The sequence below is a fragment of the Sphingobium sp. YBL2 genome (assembly GCF_000943805.1).
Lineage (GTDB): Bacteria > Pseudomonadota > Alphaproteobacteria > Sphingomonadales > Sphingomonadaceae > Sphingobium > Sphingobium fuliginis.
Genome location: NZ_CP010954.1, coordinates 4554087 through 4568826, shown reverse-complemented (window position 1 = coordinate 4568826; position 14740 = coordinate 4554087). Strand labels below are relative to the sequence as shown.

22 protein-coding genes are annotated in these 14740 nt (G+C 66.8%); 17 read left to right on the top strand and 5 right to left on the bottom strand.

Annotated features, from left to right (window positions below):
- Nucleotide 1: 1 nt before the first annotated feature.
- The gene (locus tag TZ53_RS21130) at nt 2-637 is read right to left on the bottom strand and encodes a YqaA family protein (protein ID WP_044662606.1); all 636 of its coding nucleotides are present in this window, start codon (nt 635-637) and stop codon (nt 2-4) included.
- 12 nt (nt 638-649) lie between these two features.
- Nucleotides 650-1171, bottom strand: a complete 522-nt coding sequence (locus TZ53_RS21125; RefSeq protein ID WP_044662605.1) for a GNAT family N-acetyltransferase — start codon at nt 1169-1171, stop codon at nt 650-652.
- A 90-nt stretch (nt 1172-1261) separates the two neighbouring features.
- Between TZ53_RS21125 and TZ53_RS21120 the strand changes: the two genes are divergently transcribed.
- The 3 genes from TZ53_RS21120 (at nt 1262) to TZ53_RS21110 (ending at nt 3059) form a co-directional block, all read left to right on the top strand.
- On the top strand, nt 1262-1504 hold the full coding sequence (locus tag TZ53_RS21120; RefSeq protein WP_025551538.1) for a hypothetical protein: 243 nt from the start codon (nt 1262-1264) through the stop codon (nt 1502-1504).
- Between the two features lie 44 nt (nt 1505-1548).
- Complete coding sequence (locus tag TZ53_RS21115; protein WP_170825667.1) at nt 1549-2334, top strand: hypothetical protein; 786 nt, start codon at nt 1549-1551, stop codon at nt 2332-2334.
- 161 nt (nt 2335-2495) lie between these two features.
- A complete protein-coding gene (locus TZ53_RS21110; RefSeq protein ID WP_044663186.1) occupies nt 2496-3059 on the top strand; it encodes a hypothetical protein in 564 nt (187 codons plus the stop codon).
- 106 nt (nt 3060-3165) lie between these two features.
- Here TZ53_RS21110 and TZ53_RS21105 read toward each other — a convergent pair whose 3' ends face one another.
- Nucleotides 3166-4389, bottom strand: coding sequence for an IS256 family transposase (locus TZ53_RS21105; RefSeq protein WP_044660505.1), 1224 nt, complete (start codon nt 4387-4389; stop codon nt 3166-3168).
- 121 nt (nt 4390-4510) lie between these two features.
- Between TZ53_RS21105 and TZ53_RS21100 the strand changes: the two genes are divergently transcribed.
- On the top strand, nt 4511-5380 hold the full coding sequence (locus tag TZ53_RS21100) for a helix-turn-helix domain-containing protein (protein WP_044662604.1): 870 nt from the start codon (nt 4511-4513) through the stop codon (nt 5378-5380).
- The gene (locus tag TZ53_RS21095) at nt 5322-6527 is read left to right on the top strand and encodes a GGDEF domain-containing protein (RefSeq protein ID WP_238320078.1); all 1206 of its coding nucleotides are present in this window, start codon (nt 5322-5324) and stop codon (nt 6525-6527) included. Before TZ53_RS21100 ends, TZ53_RS21095 begins: the two co-directional genes overlap by 59 nt.
- Before the next feature lie 89 nt (nt 6528-6616).
- Here the strand turns inward: TZ53_RS21095 and TZ53_RS21090 are convergent, their stop codons facing one another.
- Nucleotides 6617-7063, bottom strand: a complete 447-nt coding sequence (locus TZ53_RS21090; RefSeq protein WP_044662603.1) for an acetyltransferase — start codon at nt 7061-7063, stop codon at nt 6617-6619.
- Between the two features lie 65 nt (nt 7064-7128).
- Between TZ53_RS21090 and TZ53_RS21085 the strand changes: the two genes are divergently transcribed.
- The 9 genes from TZ53_RS21085 to gp17 all read left to right on the top strand — a co-directional run bounded on the left by TZ53_RS21085 (nt 7129) and on the right by gp17 (nt 13394).
- Nucleotides 7129-8454 carry a DNA-packaging protein gene (locus tag TZ53_RS21085; RefSeq protein ID WP_025552161.1) on the top strand — a complete coding sequence of 442 codons (1326 nt, stop codon included), beginning with the start codon at nt 7129-7131 and terminating at the stop codon, nt 8452-8454.
- Nucleotides 8455-8615: 161 nt separating this feature from the next.
- A complete protein-coding gene (locus TZ53_RS21080; protein ID WP_044662602.1) occupies nt 8616-8954 on the top strand; it encodes a hypothetical protein in 339 nt (112 codons plus the stop codon).
- 114 nt (nt 8955-9068) lie between these two features.
- Entirely contained in the window at nt 9069-10199 is a 1131-nt protein-coding gene (locus TZ53_RS21075) for a phage portal protein (RefSeq protein ID WP_044662601.1), read from the top strand.
- A 23-nt stretch (nt 10200-10222) separates the two neighbouring features.
- Entirely contained in the window at nt 10223-10543 is a 321-nt protein-coding gene (locus TZ53_RS21070; RefSeq protein WP_025552246.1) for a DUF6127 family protein, read from the top strand.
- Nucleotides 10536-10928 (top strand): HK97 family phage prohead protease, encoded by a 393-nt coding sequence (locus TZ53_RS21065; RefSeq protein ID WP_044662600.1) that lies wholly within the window; start codon nt 10536-10538, stop codon nt 10926-10928. Before TZ53_RS21070 ends, TZ53_RS21065 begins: the two co-directional genes overlap by 8 nt.
- A gap of 128 nt (nt 10929-11056) precedes the next feature.
- Complete coding sequence (locus TZ53_RS21060) at nt 11057-12169, top strand: phage major capsid protein (protein ID WP_044662599.1); 1113 nt, start codon at nt 11057-11059, stop codon at nt 12167-12169.
- Between the two features lie 124 nt (nt 12170-12293).
- Nucleotides 12294-12779, top strand: coding sequence for a head-tail connector protein (locus tag TZ53_RS21055; protein ID WP_044662598.1), 486 nt, complete (start codon nt 12294-12296; stop codon nt 12777-12779).
- Nucleotides 12780-12798: 19 nt separating this feature from the next.
- On the top strand, nt 12799-13002 hold the full coding sequence (locus TZ53_RS21050) for a hypothetical protein (protein ID WP_044662597.1): 204 nt from the start codon (nt 12799-12801) through the stop codon (nt 13000-13002).
- Entirely contained in the window at nt 12999-13394 is a 396-nt protein-coding gene (gene gp17 / locus TZ53_RS21045; protein ID WP_044662596.1) for a tail completion protein gp17, read from the top strand. Before TZ53_RS21050 ends, gp17 begins: the two co-directional genes overlap by 4 nt.
- Here gp17 and TZ53_RS21040 read toward each other — a convergent pair.
- The gene (locus TZ53_RS21040) at nt 13391-13720 is read right to left on the bottom strand and encodes a hypothetical protein (RefSeq protein ID WP_025552306.1); all 330 of its coding nucleotides are present in this window, start codon (nt 13718-13720) and stop codon (nt 13391-13393) included. The two genes, gp17 and TZ53_RS21040, sit on opposite strands and share 4 nt — an antisense overlap.
- A 58-nt stretch (nt 13721-13778) precedes the next feature.
- Here TZ53_RS21040 and TZ53_RS21035 point away from each other — a divergent pair, with 58 nt between their 5' ends.
- The 3 genes from TZ53_RS21035 to TZ53_RS21025 are packed head-to-tail and all read left to right on the top strand — an operon-like array spanning nt 13779 to nt 14703.
- A complete protein-coding gene (locus tag TZ53_RS21035; RefSeq protein WP_025552304.1) occupies nt 13779-14186 on the top strand; it encodes a phage tail tube protein in 408 nt (135 codons plus the stop codon).
- Complete coding sequence (locus TZ53_RS21030; RefSeq protein ID WP_229742428.1) at nt 14183-14509, top strand: gene transfer agent family protein; 327 nt, start codon at nt 14183-14185, stop codon at nt 14507-14509. The genes TZ53_RS21035 and TZ53_RS21030 overlap by 4 nt, the downstream gene beginning before the upstream one ends.
- Nucleotides 14506-14703 carry a phage tail assembly chaperone gene (locus tag TZ53_RS21025; RefSeq protein ID WP_044662595.1) on the top strand — a complete coding sequence of 66 codons (198 nt, stop codon included), beginning with the start codon at nt 14506-14508 and terminating at the stop codon, nt 14701-14703. Before TZ53_RS21030 ends, TZ53_RS21025 begins: the two co-directional genes overlap by 4 nt.
- Nucleotides 14704-14740 lie beyond the last annotated feature (37 nt).

Below are 14740 nucleotides of genomic sequence, written 5' to 3'. Positions count from 1 at the left end.
ATCAGTGCAGCGTGGCCATGGTGGCGTGGCTGCACTTGTCGCTCTTGTCCCCGCCGCCGGACAGGGCGGAGGCCGCGATGAAGCCGCCGACCAGCAGCACCAGGAAGGCGGCGGAGAGCAGGCCGAGATATTTCTCGATGAACGCCTTGATCGGGCGGCCGAACTTCCAGAACAGGAAACCCACCAGCATGAACTGGAAGGCGCGGCTGAGGACGCTCGCCCAGAGGAAGGTGAAGAGGGAGAGGCCGATGAAGCCCGCCGTGATGGTGATGAGCTTGAACGGGATCGGCGTCGCGCCCTTGATCAGGATGATCTCCGCCCCGTAATCGCGCAAATAGCAGGCGGCGACGGGGAATTTCGCGGCGAGGCCGAGGGCGTGCAATATCTGCTGCCCCACCGTTTCATAGAGGAAATGGCCGATGGCATAGCCGAACAGCCCGCCCAGCACCGAGGCGATGGTGCAGATCAGCCCGAAGCGGATCGCGCGTTCCGGGCGGGCGAGGCACATCAGGCCCAGCAGCGGGTGCGGCGGGATGGGGAAGAAGCTGCTTTCCATGAAGCTGATGGCGAAGAGCCAGCGTTCGGCGTGGGCGTGGGCGGCTTTCGCCAGCGTCCATTGGTAGAGCTTGGTGAGCATCGGGTCGAGGCCCTAGCCCAACTGCTTTCGGGCCGCCAGTGCTTTTGCCAGGACGACCATCTGCTGCGGCGGATCGAGCGGTACGGGATAGGGGCGCGTCTCTCCCGTCGGTCGGTAGCCGCGTCTTCGATAATATCGGATGAGATTGTCGTGGGTGGAGATGACGGTCATTTCCATCCGCCGGGTACCGAAGGCGGTCGCGGCGAGCTGTTCGGCGGCGGCGATGAGGCGGTGGCCGAGGCCCCCCGACTGGAGCGCGGGATCGACGCAGAGCAGGCCGAGACAGGCGCGGCCGTCGCCCCGGTCGGAGATCTGGACGCAGCCGATGGGGGCGTCGTCCGGGTCTGGCGCGACCAGCAGGCGTTCGGCGGGGTCGGCGAGGATCGCCTCCAGCGCCGCGATGCTGGTGCGGGGGGTGGCGGGCGGGGCGGTCTCTATGGCCCAGCTTTGCCGGGCGGTGTCGCCGCGATAGGCGCGCTCTATGATCGGGTGGAGACGGGGGAGGTCCGACGGGCGGGCGAGGCGTATGTCCATGGCCGGCCTGTAACGCCCTTGTGATGGAAGCGACAGGGGTCTTGATCGGTGCGGCGTCGCCACGCTAGCTTTGCCGTGTAGGAGACGCATATGCTTGGCATGGGAGAGGGCGCCTGTCCCTTTGAGTTCAATACCGATCCCGCGACGTTCAAGGTCGGGGATTCGGTCAGCTACCGGGTGACGGGCAGTCTGGAGGGCATGCCCTTTGCCGGCGTGCTGCTGGAGGTGCATGAGGATCATGTCGTGCTGACGTCGGACCCGGACGACAAGGCCAGCCGGATGCGGGCGACCCGGGAAAGCCGTCCTGTCGTCCGGGAGGAGGATATCTGTTGACGCCACGGCGTTGACGGCGCGGCGGCGTCTGGGCATGACCCCTTATGAGTCCGGCCCGGCGCATCCGAGTGAATTTGACCTTATCCCTTCCCTCCCAATGGCGCGAGCGCGGCGGCGGATTGCTGCTGGCGCTGCTGTTCAACGCGCTGCTGCTGGCGTTGCTGACGCTGGCGCCCGATCCGGTGATCCGGCTGCCCGACCTGCGCAATCCGGTGACGTTCGAGATGGCGCCCGCGCCCAAGGCGGAGAAGGCGCAGAGCAAGGCCGAGAAGAGCGAGAAGAAGAAGCAGGAGAAATCGGCGCGGCGGCAGGTGCAGCAGCCGGTGGTCAGGCGCGACCGTCCCGTGGTGAAGCCGACCGAGCAGCAGCCCTCGCCGCTGCCGTTCCTGGTGCTGGACAGCCAGCAGATGGCGTCCGCCGACATCGGCAAGATGGCGAAGAAGGGCGCGGCCGACGGCGCGACGGGGCAGGGCAACAGCGCGGCGGCGGCGGGGCCGGGCGAGGGGCCGGGGGGCGTGCAATTGTTCGATGCGGAATGGTACCGGCGGCCGAGCCATGCGGAACTGGCCGGCTATCTGCCCGCCGATGCGCCGACAAGCGGCTGGGGTCTGGTCGCGTGCAAGACGGTGGATCATTACCATGTCGAGAACTGCCAGGCGCTGGGGGAATCGCCCATGGGGTCCGGCTTTGCCAAGGCGGTTCGGCTGGCGGCGTGGCAATTTCTGGTGCTGCCGCCGCGGGTGAATGGCAAGGTGATGGTCGGAAGCTGGGTTCGGATCAGGATAGACTATACGCGCAGCGTGGCCGGCGGGGACGATGCGGGGCGGTGAACCGGGAGGAGTTTTTAACCCATATGGAACATTTTTGTTGACATCGTCACGCTGTTCTGGCACATAGGTCGACATTGGGAAAATGTGAGTCGCCGATGAGGCGGTGAAGGGCTGGTCCTCGTCAGGGCCGGCCCCTTTGCTTTGCATGCGGGGGATTGGCTGTGGCGGACGGAGAAGGGAAGAGGAGCCGGTTCGGCGGGCGGGCCGATGCGCCCGAGCGGGTGCTGGCGCTGGAGAATGGGCCGCAGGGGGCGTTGGGCGTCGCGCCGCAGATGCGCGCGGTCCGCCGGAATGGCTGGACGCCGGCGCTGCGGCAGAAGTTCCTGGAGACGCTGGCGCTGACCTGCAACGTCAGCGAGGCGGCGCGGGTCGTCGGGCGGAACTTGTCGACCGTCTATTATCTGAAGCGGCGCGATCCGGCATTTGCGCGGGCGTGGAAGCAGGCGCTGAGCATCGGGCATGAGGAATTGCGGGCGCTGATGCTGCGGCAGGCGCTGTTCGGCACGGAGGATGAGGAGATCGTGCTGGACGGGGAAGGGGCGGTCAAGAGCCGGAAGATCAGGCGGGGGCATCCGCACATGATCCAGGCGCTGCTGTTCAGGGCGCATGAGAAGGAGGTGGAGGAGATGCAGCGGCTGGAGAGCGTGGAGCGGCCCGATGGCGAGGATGCGGTGGAGCGGTTGCGGGTGGCGCTGGATGAGGTGCGGAAGCGGAGTGGGGGGTAGGGGATTTTGGGTGGTTGCGGACTGGCAACTGCTGGTTCGCGCATCGCGAAAGCTGACAAAGAGCAGGGACTGTCAGGAATTTCGTGTGCGGCGAGGCGGTTGACCATCAGGCCGTCATGGCCCTGATGAAGCGTTCGCCGAAGAGAACGGCAAATTGAGCCTTCGCCATGTTCCACTCGCGCGGCGGCATTTTCCACTCTTTTTCCGATCGGTTCAAGATCAGATAGAGCAGCTTGGTGGCGGCCTCATCGTTGGGGAAATGACCTCGCGCACGAACGGCGCGGCGGAGCTTTGAATTGAGGGCCTCTATCGAGTTTGTCGTGTAGACGATCCGCCTGACTTCTTCAGGAAACGCGAAAAATGGGATGACTTCGGGCCACGCCCTGCGCCAGCTCTGGCCGATAGCCGGATAGCGTTGCCCCCAGAAGCCCGCTTCGAAGGCCGTCAGCGCTTCCTCGGCGGCTACGGCATCGACGGCGCGGTAGATGGCCTTCAGAGCTGCCCCAAGCGCCTTACGGTCTTTCCATGCCACGAAATCCATCGAGTTCCGCAGCAGATGGACGATGCATGTTTGAACCATCGCTTCGGGGAAGACGGCGGTGATGGCGTCGGGAAAACCCTTCAGGCCATCGACGACGGCCAGCATGATATCCTCGACACCGCGGTTGCGCAGTTCGTTCATGACGCGCAGCCAGAACTTGGCGCCTTCATTCTGCTCCAGCCATAACCCCAGGACCACCTTGGTGCCGTCGGCCATGACGCCCAGGGCAATATGGATCGCCTTGTTGCGGACCATGCCTTCGTCGCGGATCTTGACCCGGATCGCATCGAAGAAAACCAGCGGATAGGCTGGGTCCAGCGGGCGTTGCTGCCAGGCTGTGACCTCCTCCAACACCGCGTCCGTGATCGTGCTGATCAGGTCGGGCGAGGCCTCGATGCCATACAGTTCGCGCAGATGCCCGGTGATCTCCCGGGTGCTCATGCCGCGCGCGTACATCGAAATGATTTTGTCGTCGAAGCCGGGGAAGCGTCGCTGGTATTTGGCAATCAACTGCGGATCGAAGCTGCCAGCCCGATCGCGTGGCACCTCGATCTCGATCCGTCCTCCGTCGGTCGTCACTGTCTTGCGGCCATAGCCGTTCCGGCTGTTGTTCCCTTGCTCCTCCTGGCCAAGATGGTGATCCATCTCCGCATTGAGCGCACGTTCGGCAAAAGCCTTCTTCAGGGAATCAAGCAGGCCGCCCTGGCTGAGCGCTGCCGCCGCGTCAGTGCCGGCAAGCAGCTGATCGAGAATGTCGTTCGGTATCGAGGGTTCTTTGCGTCGTGACATATTGGGTCTCCTTGTTACCCATTATGCCTCGCCACACACGAAATTCCTGACAGTCCCAAAGAGCACGATCATTTGCAGCAATAATTGTAGCATATAGCAAAAATTGCCGTATATCGCCGCCATGGAAATACTGCCTACGCTCGAACTCCAGTTCCAAGACGCCTCGCAAGTCGGAGCAAAAAAATCCCCGCTCGCCTGGCGCGGGTTCAGGGTCGAACATGTGCTCCTCACGACAGATGAAGGCTATGATTTCCGCGCAAAGGGCGACAGTTGCTATCTCGCCTATCATGAGCTGATGCTGACCGACGGTGAGCTGAAGATGGAGGGTTTGCCGACCTTGGCCAAGACGCAGCTTCGCGACACGCTCACCTTCGCGCCCGAAGGATGCGCCATTGAGGGGTGGGCAAAGCCTGCTCGCGGAGAAAACAGCTACACGGCTCTCTATTTCGAACCCGATATCGTTTCCGAAGAATTGGGAGAACGATATGCCTGCGCCAATGCGGCACCTTTTGCATATGTTCGCAATGCCGGCCTGGCATCGACGATGATCAAGCTGCGCGACCTGGCCGTACGTGGTGACGATGACCCCCTCTACGCCGAAGCTCTTTGCCTGAGCGCGACAATCGAATTGCTGGGAATGCGGCCGTCACGGGAGGCCGCGCCCTTGAGCAAGGCGCAACTTGCACGCATTCAGGATTTTATCTTCGCCAATCAGCATCGCGCCATCGGCCTTGATGAGCTTGCAGACGTGGTCGATCTCAGTCGCTCTCACTTCTCCCGCGCGTTCAAGGCGACGACGGGCGTCGGACCATATCGTTTCGTCAGCGACTGGCGCGTTCGCCGCGCGCAAGAGATGCTGCGCGCCGTTCCGGATCAATCGGTCGAATCCATTGCACAGGCGGTCGGCTTCGCGAGCGCCGGCGCATTTCGTCGTGTGTTTCAACAGTTTGCGGGCACGACGCCGAAACAATATCGCAGGCAGCAGCGCTGAAAATCGGCAATTAAATCTTCTCGTGGGGGCGGGATATATGAGCGACTTTGACAATGCATCGAACAGATTTCTGGGCTGGCTCGGTCGGCGCGGCGTTCGTGAACCGGCAGAGCAACAATATGCCAAGGGAAGCGGCGACTTGATCCAGGCGGTGCGGCGGCACCTGCTCGATGAAATTGCGACTTTCCTGGTCAGTCATCGCCTTGACGTGACATCGACCAATCTCGTCACCACGCATGGAATATTCTCCGGAGGCAATCCAGTCCTGGCCCGCAAAATTGCAAAGCGCCATGCGGCTGGCCTTGAGATCACGCAGGAGTGGCTGGATGAAGTGGCAGGGATCGATCAATCCGACAAGCAGCACAACGGCGTCGAGTTGCTGATCGGCCAGATGGAGAACAGCATCGAAATATTCTCCAGAAATACCAATGCGGCGCGCAGCGCCACCTCGGAATATTCCGTCGAGCTGGAGGGCCATGTCGCCGAACTCGCCGCCAGTTCGGAAACGGGGCAGATCATTTCGCACTTCACGAAAATGGCTACCGCCATGTTGGAGCGGACCCGGCAACTCGAAAGCGATATGCACCGCAGCGAGGAGGAAGCGGAATCATTGCGCCGGAGCCTGGAAAAGGCCAAGCGGGAGGCGGAGGTCGATCATCTGACCGGCCTCCCTAACAGGCGTGCCTTTGAAGCCGTGTTGGAACGCGAATATCGCGAAGCGCGCGGCGCGATGGAACCGCTGGCCGTCGCATTTTGCGACATCGATCATTTCAAGCGCGTCAATGACACGCACGGCCACGACACCGGCGACCGCGTTATCCGGTTGATAGCGGAGACACTCGCCAGGATCAGTGACGACAAGTGCCATGTCGCGCGCCATGGTGGCGAGGAATTCGTCATGCTCTTCCGAGGACTGCCAGTCTCCGAAGTGAAGAATCAGCTTGACGATGTGCGGGAAAGCATGGCCGACCGGCGCCTGATCAACCGGAAGACAGACCAGCCCGTCGGGCGGGTCACCTTTTCCGCCGGCATCGCCGACATATTCGATTATCCGGACCCGCGTGCTGCAATGAAAGCCGCTGACGAAGCCCTCTACGCCGCCAAGGAGGCTGGCAGGAACCAAATTCATGTAGCCCGGAATCTTTAATAGGCGCTTGCTATCAGGAAAGCGATGACCGCTTTTGAGACAAAAGATTTCATCTTAGACGGCAAAAACTGGTCGTTTCAGCTATCTCGTCAGGGGGCGTAGCGGAGGTGGATCAGGGGGTAGGGACGGCCCTGGCCGTCCTGGTCGGAGCGGCCGGTGCGGGCGAAGCGCATGGCTTCGTAGAAGCCGATCGCCTGCGCATTCTGTTCGTTGACGTCCGTGGTGAGCGTGGGGTGGAGCGACAGGGCGTGGTCGATCAGGCGGCGCCCGACCCCCTGGCCGCGCCATGCGGGGTCGATGAACAGCGCCTCCATATGCGTGCCGTCGATCAGCATGAAGCCGATGGCGTGGTCGTCCGGGTCGGTGGCGAGCCAGGCGGGCGCGTGGGGGAGGAAGGCGGCGACCTCCGCCTCTATCGCGGTGCGGTCTGCCGGCGTCAGGAAATCATGGGTCGCGTCGACGGCCTTGCGCCAGATGTCGAGCAGGCAGGCGCCGTCGGCGGCGCGGGCGGGGCGGATGGAACTCATGGCGGGCATATAGGGATGTGGGGCTGATCGGCCAAATCGGCCGCCGTGGAAAATCGATGAATGGAGGCGGGCGCATGGCCCTTTCGGATTTCGAACGGCTGGCGCATCTGCCGGAGGCGGCGCGCGAGCGGGTGCTGGCCGGGCTGGGCGCGGCGGCGGCCGATGCGCTGGCGCATGACTGGCGCTGGCTGGCGCGGCCGGAGCAACTGGCGCCCGAAGGGGACTGGCGCATCTGGCTGATGATGGCGGGGCGCGGGTTCGGCAAGACGCGGGCCGGGGCGGAGTGGGTGCGCTCGGTCGCGGAGAGCGATCCGGCGGCGCGCATCGCGCTGGTCGGCGCGACGCTGGGCGAGGCGCGGGCGGTGATGGTGGAGGGGGCGTCGGGCCTGTTGTCCATCGCGCCCTGGTGGAACCGGCCGGTCTTCGCGCCGGCGCTGCGCAAGCTGGTCTGGCCCAATGGCGCGATCGCCACGCTTTACGGCGCGGCGGAGGCGGAGGGGCTGCGCGGGCCGCAGTTCAGCCATGGCTGGGCCGACGAGATCGCCAAATGGGCGGGCGGCGAGGCGGTGTGGGACAATCTGATGATGGGGATGCGGCTGGGCGGCGCGCCGCGCGTGCTGGCGACGACGACGCCGCGGCCCGTCGCCCTGGTGCGGGGGCTGGTGGCGCGCAACGGCGGCGACGTGGTGGTGACGCGGGGGCGGACGGCGGACAATGTCGCGCATCTCGCGGAAGGGTTCCTGGCGGCGATGGAGCGGAGCTATGGCGGGACGCGGCTGGGGCGGCAGGAGCTGGAGGGCGAGCTGATCGAGGAAGTCGAGGGCGCGCTGTGGACCCGCGATCTGCTGGAGCGGTGCCGGGTGGCGCATGTACGCGGCGGGCTGGCGCGGGTGGTGGTGGCGGTCGATCCGCCCGCCTCCGCGCATGGCGACGCCTGCGGGATCGTGGTCGTCGGGCTGGGGGCGGATCGGCGCGCCTATGTGATTGCCGATGCGACGGTGGAGGGCGCGACGCCGGAGGGCTGGGCGCGGGCGGTGGCGGCGGCGGCGCTGGTGCATGGCGCGGACCGGGTGGTGGCCGAGGCGAATAATGGCGGGGCGATGGTCGAGAGCGTGCTGCGCGCCGCCGAGGCCGGGCTGCCCGTGCGGCTGGTGCATGCGAGCCGGGGGAAGGTGGCGCGGGCCGAGCCGGTGGCGGCCCTTTATGAGGCCGGGCGGGTGGCGCATCGGGGCGGCTTTCCCGCGCTGGAGGACCAGATGTGCGGGATGATGCTGGGCGGCGGCTATGAGGGGCCGGGGCGGTCGCCGGATCGGGCCGACGCCCTGGTGTGGGGGTTGACCGAGTTGATGCTGGGGCGGCGCGGGGATGCGCGGGTGCGGGGGATTTGGGGGGATGCCTGATCCTGCGCGGTCCTGCCTTCGCAGGAGCGCTATGGTCATGATCGACGGACATTGCCGGTTCGTAATGGGGGCCTGTTCGTAATGGAGGGCCTGTTCGTAATGGGGGAACAATGACCTGGTGTTTGCGTAGTCCTTTCGTCTGATTTGCAAGGAGATTGGTCATGAAACTGGCCGGATGGACGATGGCTGCGGCGGGGCTGGCTCTGGTGGGTTCGCCGGTGCTGGCGGCTTCGCTGAACGGCAAGGAGCGGGCGCGGGTGGCGCGGGCCGCGCCGCGCGATCGGGATGATGTGCGCTATTGCCTGCTCCAGGCGAAGAAGGGGCGGGACAAGGGCACGGTGATCGGTGCGGCGGGCGGGGCCGGCGTCGGCGCGCTGGCCGGCGGCAGTCTGGGCGAATCCCTGCTGGCCGGCGCGGCGGGCGCCGTGGCGGGGCGCGTGATCGGGAAGAGCGAGGGGACCAATTCCGCCTGCGATCGGGTTTTGGCCCGCAATCCCTGAGAGTTCGGGGACGGGGCAGACCCGTCCGGTTTTCGGTAGGCGGCTGAGCGCCGCAGACCTTCACGATCCTCCCTCCGTTCCCGGGGGGAGGATTTTTTGTCGGTGGGTGGGTCCATGAAATTGTTCGGGGTGAAGGCGGCGCGCGGCGGGGCGCGGCCGGTGTTGGCGCGTGCCTGGGGATCGGGCGGGGTCGCGCTGGGCGAGTGGCCGGCCAGCTATGAGCAGCAGGTGCGGGCCGGGGTGATCGGCAATCCGGTGGCGCAGAGGGCGCTGCGGCTGGTGTCGGAGGGGGCTGGCGGGACCGCGCTGGTCGTCGGGGGCGTCGCGGAGGAGGTTCGGGCGCGGGTGAAGGCGCTGGTGGCGCGCTGTTCGTCCGGACAGTCGCTGGTGGAGACGGTGGCCGGCCATCTGCTGCTGCATGGCAATGCCTATGTGCAGATCATCCTGGGGGCGGACGGGATGCCGGGCGAGCTGTATGCGCTGCGGCCCGAGCGGGTGAGCGTGGAGGCGGATGCGCGGGGATGGCCGGCGGCCTATCTCTATCGCGTCGGGGAAAGCGTGACGCGGCTGTCGCCCGAGGATGGCGCCGGAAGGACCGGGATCGTGCACCTGAAGGCGCTGCATCCGCTGGACGATCATTATGGGCTGGGCTGCGTCGGGGCGGCCGCCGGGGCGGTGGCGATCCACAATGCGGCGACGGTGTGGAACAAGGCGCTGCTGGACAATGCGGCGCGGCCTTCGGGCGCGATGGTCTACGATCCGGGCGACGGGTCGGTGATGAGCCCCGAGCAGTTCGAGCGGGTCAAGCGGGAGATGGAGGTCGCCTTTTCCGGCGCGGCCAATGCCGGGCGGCCGATGCTGCTGGAGGGCGGGCTGGACTGGAAGGCGATGAGCCTGACGCCCGCCGAGATGGATTTCGTGGGGCTGAAGGCGGCGGCGGCGCGGGAGATCGCGCTCGCCTTCGGCGTGCCGCCGATGCTGATGGGGCTGCCGGGGGACAATAGCTACGCCAATTATCGCGAGGCCAATCGGGCGTTGTGGCGGCAGACGATCCTGCCGCTGCTGGCGAAGATCTGGGGTGGGTTGGCGCAGGGTCTGCAGGGCTGGTGGCCGGCGCTGTGTCTGGGCGCCGACCTGGATGCGGTGCCCGCGCTGTTCGAGGAGAGGAGCGCGCTGTGGGACCGGGTGGCGGCCGCGGACTTCCTGTCGGCGGAGGAGAAGAAGGCGATGCTGGGCATGGGGTGAGGCGACGGGCGCGGAGGCAGGTGATGAAATATGATGGGGAGATGCTGGCGCGGCTGGTGGCGCAGGCCGAGGCGCAGCCGGCGGGGGCGGACATGCTGATGATCCGCGCGCTGGTCGAGGAGGCGAGCGAACTGGGCGCGGGGCGGGCGCTGGAGCGGCTGGGGCTGGCGGATCGCGGGGCGGAGGCGGATGTGCGGGAGCTGCGCGAACTGCTGGGCGGCTGGCGCGACGCGAAGAAGGCGGCGCGGGGCGCGGTCGTCGCCTGGGTCGTGCGGATCGTCACCGCGCTGATGCTGCTGGGGATGGCGGTGAAGCTGGGTCTGTTGGGGCTGGCGCATGAGTGACGTGCGGTTCGCCGGCTATGCGGCGGTGTTCGACCGGGTGGACCGGGGCGGCGATGTGGTGCGGGCGGGGGCCTTTGCCGGGGTGGCGGCGGGGGTGCCGCTGCTGTGGCAGCATCGGCCCGGCGAGGTGATCGGGACGGTCGAGAAGGTCGAGGAGGATGCGCGGGGCCTGCGCGTGATCGGGCGGGTTTCCGGGCGGACGGCGGCGGGGCGGGAGGCGGGTCGCGCGCTTCGGGAGAAGGCGGTGGACGGGTTGTCCTTTGGCTATCGGGTGCGGGAGGCGAGAGGGGTTTCGCCCCGGGAATTGCTGGAGCTGGAGGTGGTGGAGGTGAGCGTCGTCACGCATCCGATGCAGGATCTGGCTCGGGTGATTGCGGTGGAATAGGGGGCCTTACCCCTCATCCAACTTCGCCTGGGCGGCTTTGCCGCCAAGGCTTCGTATCCTTCTCCCACAAGGGGAGAAGGAGCTGTTCGGGCGGTCCGGTGGGCCGCCCTTTTTCGTGGGAGTGGTGGATGACGGATCAATTGGAAGCGAGCTTTGACGTGATGGCGCAGGGTGAGCGTATTGCCGGGCTGGAAAGTGAGGTCGCGGCGTTGAGGGGGGCGCTGCTGGTTCAGCAGAGGCCCGCGCTGGATGGCGTGAAGGGCGGGGCGGTCGATCCGCATCGGGCCGCCTTCGTCGAGCGCTATGTGCGGCAGGGGCTGGAGGCCGGGGTCGAGCTCAAGAGCTTTTCCGGCGCTTCGGGCGCGGCGGGCGGCTATGCGGTGCCGCGGGAGATCGACCAGATCATCGGCGCGACGCTGAAGGCGATTTCGCCCATCCGGTCGATCGCCAATGTCGTGCGGACGGGTACGGCGGGCTATCGCAAGCTGGTGACGTCGGGCGGCATCGTGTCCGGCTGGGCCAGCGAAACGGGCGCGCGGGCGGAGACGGCGACGCCGAGCTTCAACGAGATCGTGCCGCCTTCGGGCGAGCTCTACGCCAATCCGGCGGCGAGCCAGGCGATGCTGGACGATGCGCAGTTCGACGTCGAGGGCTGGCTGGCCGGGGAGATCGCCCGCGAGTTCGCGGCGGCGGAGGGCGCGGCCTTCGTCAACGGCAATGGGACGAACAAGCCCAAGGGCTTCCTGACCTATACGACGACCAATGAGGCGGACAGCGTGCGCGCCTTCGGGTCGCTGCAATATGTGGCGTCGGGGGCTTCGGGGGCCTTTGCCGCTTCGGGGCAGGACAGGCTGATCGACCTGGTGCAGGCGTTGCGCGCGCCCTATCGCCAGGGGGCCTGCTTCGTGATGAATTCGGCCACGCTGTCGGTCATCCGCAAGATGAAGACCAGCGACGGGGCGTTCATCTGGCAGCCTTCGCTGAGCGCGGGGCAGCCGGCGACGCTGCTGGGCTATCCGGTGGTCGAGGCCGAGGACATGCCGGACATTGCGGCGGGTTCGCTGTCGATCGCGTTCGGCAATTTCCAGGCGGGCTATGTGATTTCCGAACGCAGCGAGACCAGCATCCTGCGCGATCCGTTCAGCAACAAGCCGTTCGTGCATTTCTATGCGGTGAAGCGGATCGGCGGGGCCGTGGCCAATTCGGAGGCGATCAAGCTGATGAAGTTCGCGGCTTCCTGATCACCCCTCATCCAACTTCGCCTAAGCGGCCTTGCCGCTAAGGCTGCGCATCCTTCTCCCACAAGGGGAGAAGGAAAGACTGGGGGCGTCCTGCGGGGCGTCCCCTTTTTTGGTGGGAGGGGCCATGTTGGCGGATCTCAAGGCCTGGTTGCGGATCGGGTCGGATGATGAGGATGGCGTGCTGGAGCGGCTTTTGGGAAGCGCTTCGGGGCTTTGCGAGCAGTTTATCGGGCAGTGGCTGGTGGTGCGGGAGGCGTCGGAGACGGTCGTCGCGGACGGGAGCTGGCAGAGGCTGACGGCGCGGCCGGTGGTGGCGATCGAGGGGGTGGAGGCGGCCGGCGTGGCGCTGGCGCCGGAGGCCCATGCGATCGACATCGATGCTTCCGGCGATGGCTGGGTGCGGGCGCGGCCGGTCGATGGGCCGGGGGAGGTCGTGGTGCGCTATCGCGCGGGGCTGGCGGTCGATGAGGATGCGCTGCCCGAAGCGATCCGGCAGGGGATCGTGCGGCTGGCGGCGGAGCATTTCGCGGCGCGGGGCGGGGACGTGGCGACGCCGCCCGCCGTGGTGAGCGCGCTGTGGCGGCCATGGCGGCGGATGCGGCTGGCATGAGCATGAGGGGGCGGTGGGCATGAGGGGATGGCTGGGCGCGCTGGTCGAGGCGCGGATGGAGGCGCGGCGGCGGGGGATTGCCGCGGCTCTGGCGGCGACCGGCGTGGAGGCGCAGGTCGAGGGTGAGGCGGTGCGGCTGTCCGGGCGCGGGCTCAAGGCGCGGTGGATGGGCGATCTGGCGCTGCGGGAAGCGGTGCGGCATTCGGGAAAGGGGCGGCGATGAGCGCGGAGGTGGCGGTGCGTGGAGCCGTGGTTGCGGCCCTGCGTGGGGATGCCGTCTTGATGGCGGGGGTGAACGGGCTGTTCGACGGCGCGCCGGGACGGGCCAGCGCGCCCTATGGGGTGGTGGGGGACTGCATCGCGCTGGATTGGGGCGCGAAGGATGTGGAGGGGTGGGAACTGACCGTGGCGGTCAGCCTGTTCGACGTGGGGGAAGCGCCTGCGCGGCTGGGCGGCCTGCTGGAGCGCGTGGATGCGGCGATGCGGGCGATGGGGCCGGTGGAGGGCTGGCGGGTCGTTGGCGCGGGGCTGGTGCGGTCCCGCGTGGCGCGGACGGCGGCGCGGGACGGGTGGCAGGCCCTGGTGGATTATCGGGTGCGGGTGGTGCGGGCTTAGCTGCCCGGCTTCGAATAGTCTTCATATTCTCCGACGATCTTGTCCCGATATTCGCTGATCTGGTCGTCGGCGTCCGATTGCGCGTCCTTGTCCGACATGCCGCTCGACTTGTCGTCGGCGACGATGGCGGCGCGGAAGGCGGCTTCCTTGGCGCCGCATTCGCTCTTCAGCGCGGACTGGAAATCGCCGAGCGACAGTTTCTTGTCGATGGCGGGCTGAATCTGTTTCGACAGGCACTGCGAATAGTCCTTGCGGCCAGTGCCGACATCGACGCCGCCCTGCGGAGCGGCGGCCAGCAACAGCATCAGGGGGGCGGTGACGAACATAGGGGGCCTCTCTCCAAATCCCGAATCTTGCACGGTTTATCGTAGAGGAGAATGCGCCATGGGCGTGGAAAAAGGAAGCGCGTTTCTGTTGAAAATAGGCGATGGCGGGGCGCCTGCGGCCTATGCGACCGTGGCCGGGATGCGGACCACGCAACTGTCCGTCAACGGCGAGGCGGTGAACGTCACGCACAAGGGATCGGGCGGCTGGCGCGAGCTGCTGTCGGGTGCGGGCGTGCGATCCGTCAGCGTGTCGGCGGCGGGCATATTCACCGGATCGGCGGCGGAGGTGCGGCTGCGCAACCATGCGCTGGCCGGGACCATCGAGGATTATGAGCTGAGCTTCGAAAGCGGCGAGAAGATGCGCGGGCGCTTTCTGGTGACGCGGCTGGACTATGCCGGGGATTATAATGGCGAGCGCAACTATGCGCTGAGCCTGGAAAGTTCCGGGCCGGTGGTGTCGCTGTGAGCGGGGGCAATGGCGCCCCGGCTAACGGTGCCCGGGGGGAGGCTGCGCTGGAACTGGGTGGGGAGCGCCTTGTGCTGCGGCCCAGTTTCGCGGCTTTGGTGGCGGCTGAGGAGGAATTGGGACCGTTGTTCGCGCTGGTGGAGCGGGCGGCGGACGGGAAGCTGTCGCTGGGCGAGATGGCCGGGCTGTTCTGGCATTGCCTGGCGGAGCCGCCGGCGGGATTGACGCGAGAGGCTTTGGGCGAGGCGATCGTGGCGGCGGGGCTGGCGAAGCTGACGCCGGTTCTGCGCGGGATACTCGGGCAGATTTTGGGGGGACGATGAGCTTTTTCAAAGCGGCGGCGCGGCTGGCAGGGGTCGCGGGGTGGTTGCTGGGGTGGCGGCCGGAGGAGTTCTGGCGGTCGACGCCCGCGGAACTGGAGAGCGTGTTGCGGGCGGCTCATGGGGATGAGGACGAGGCGCGCGTGGGGATGGATCGCGGGGAGTTGGAGAGGTTGCGGGCTGGGATGCCGGATTGAGGTTGGAATGTGGGGCTTTCCCCTCCCCCAAACCCCT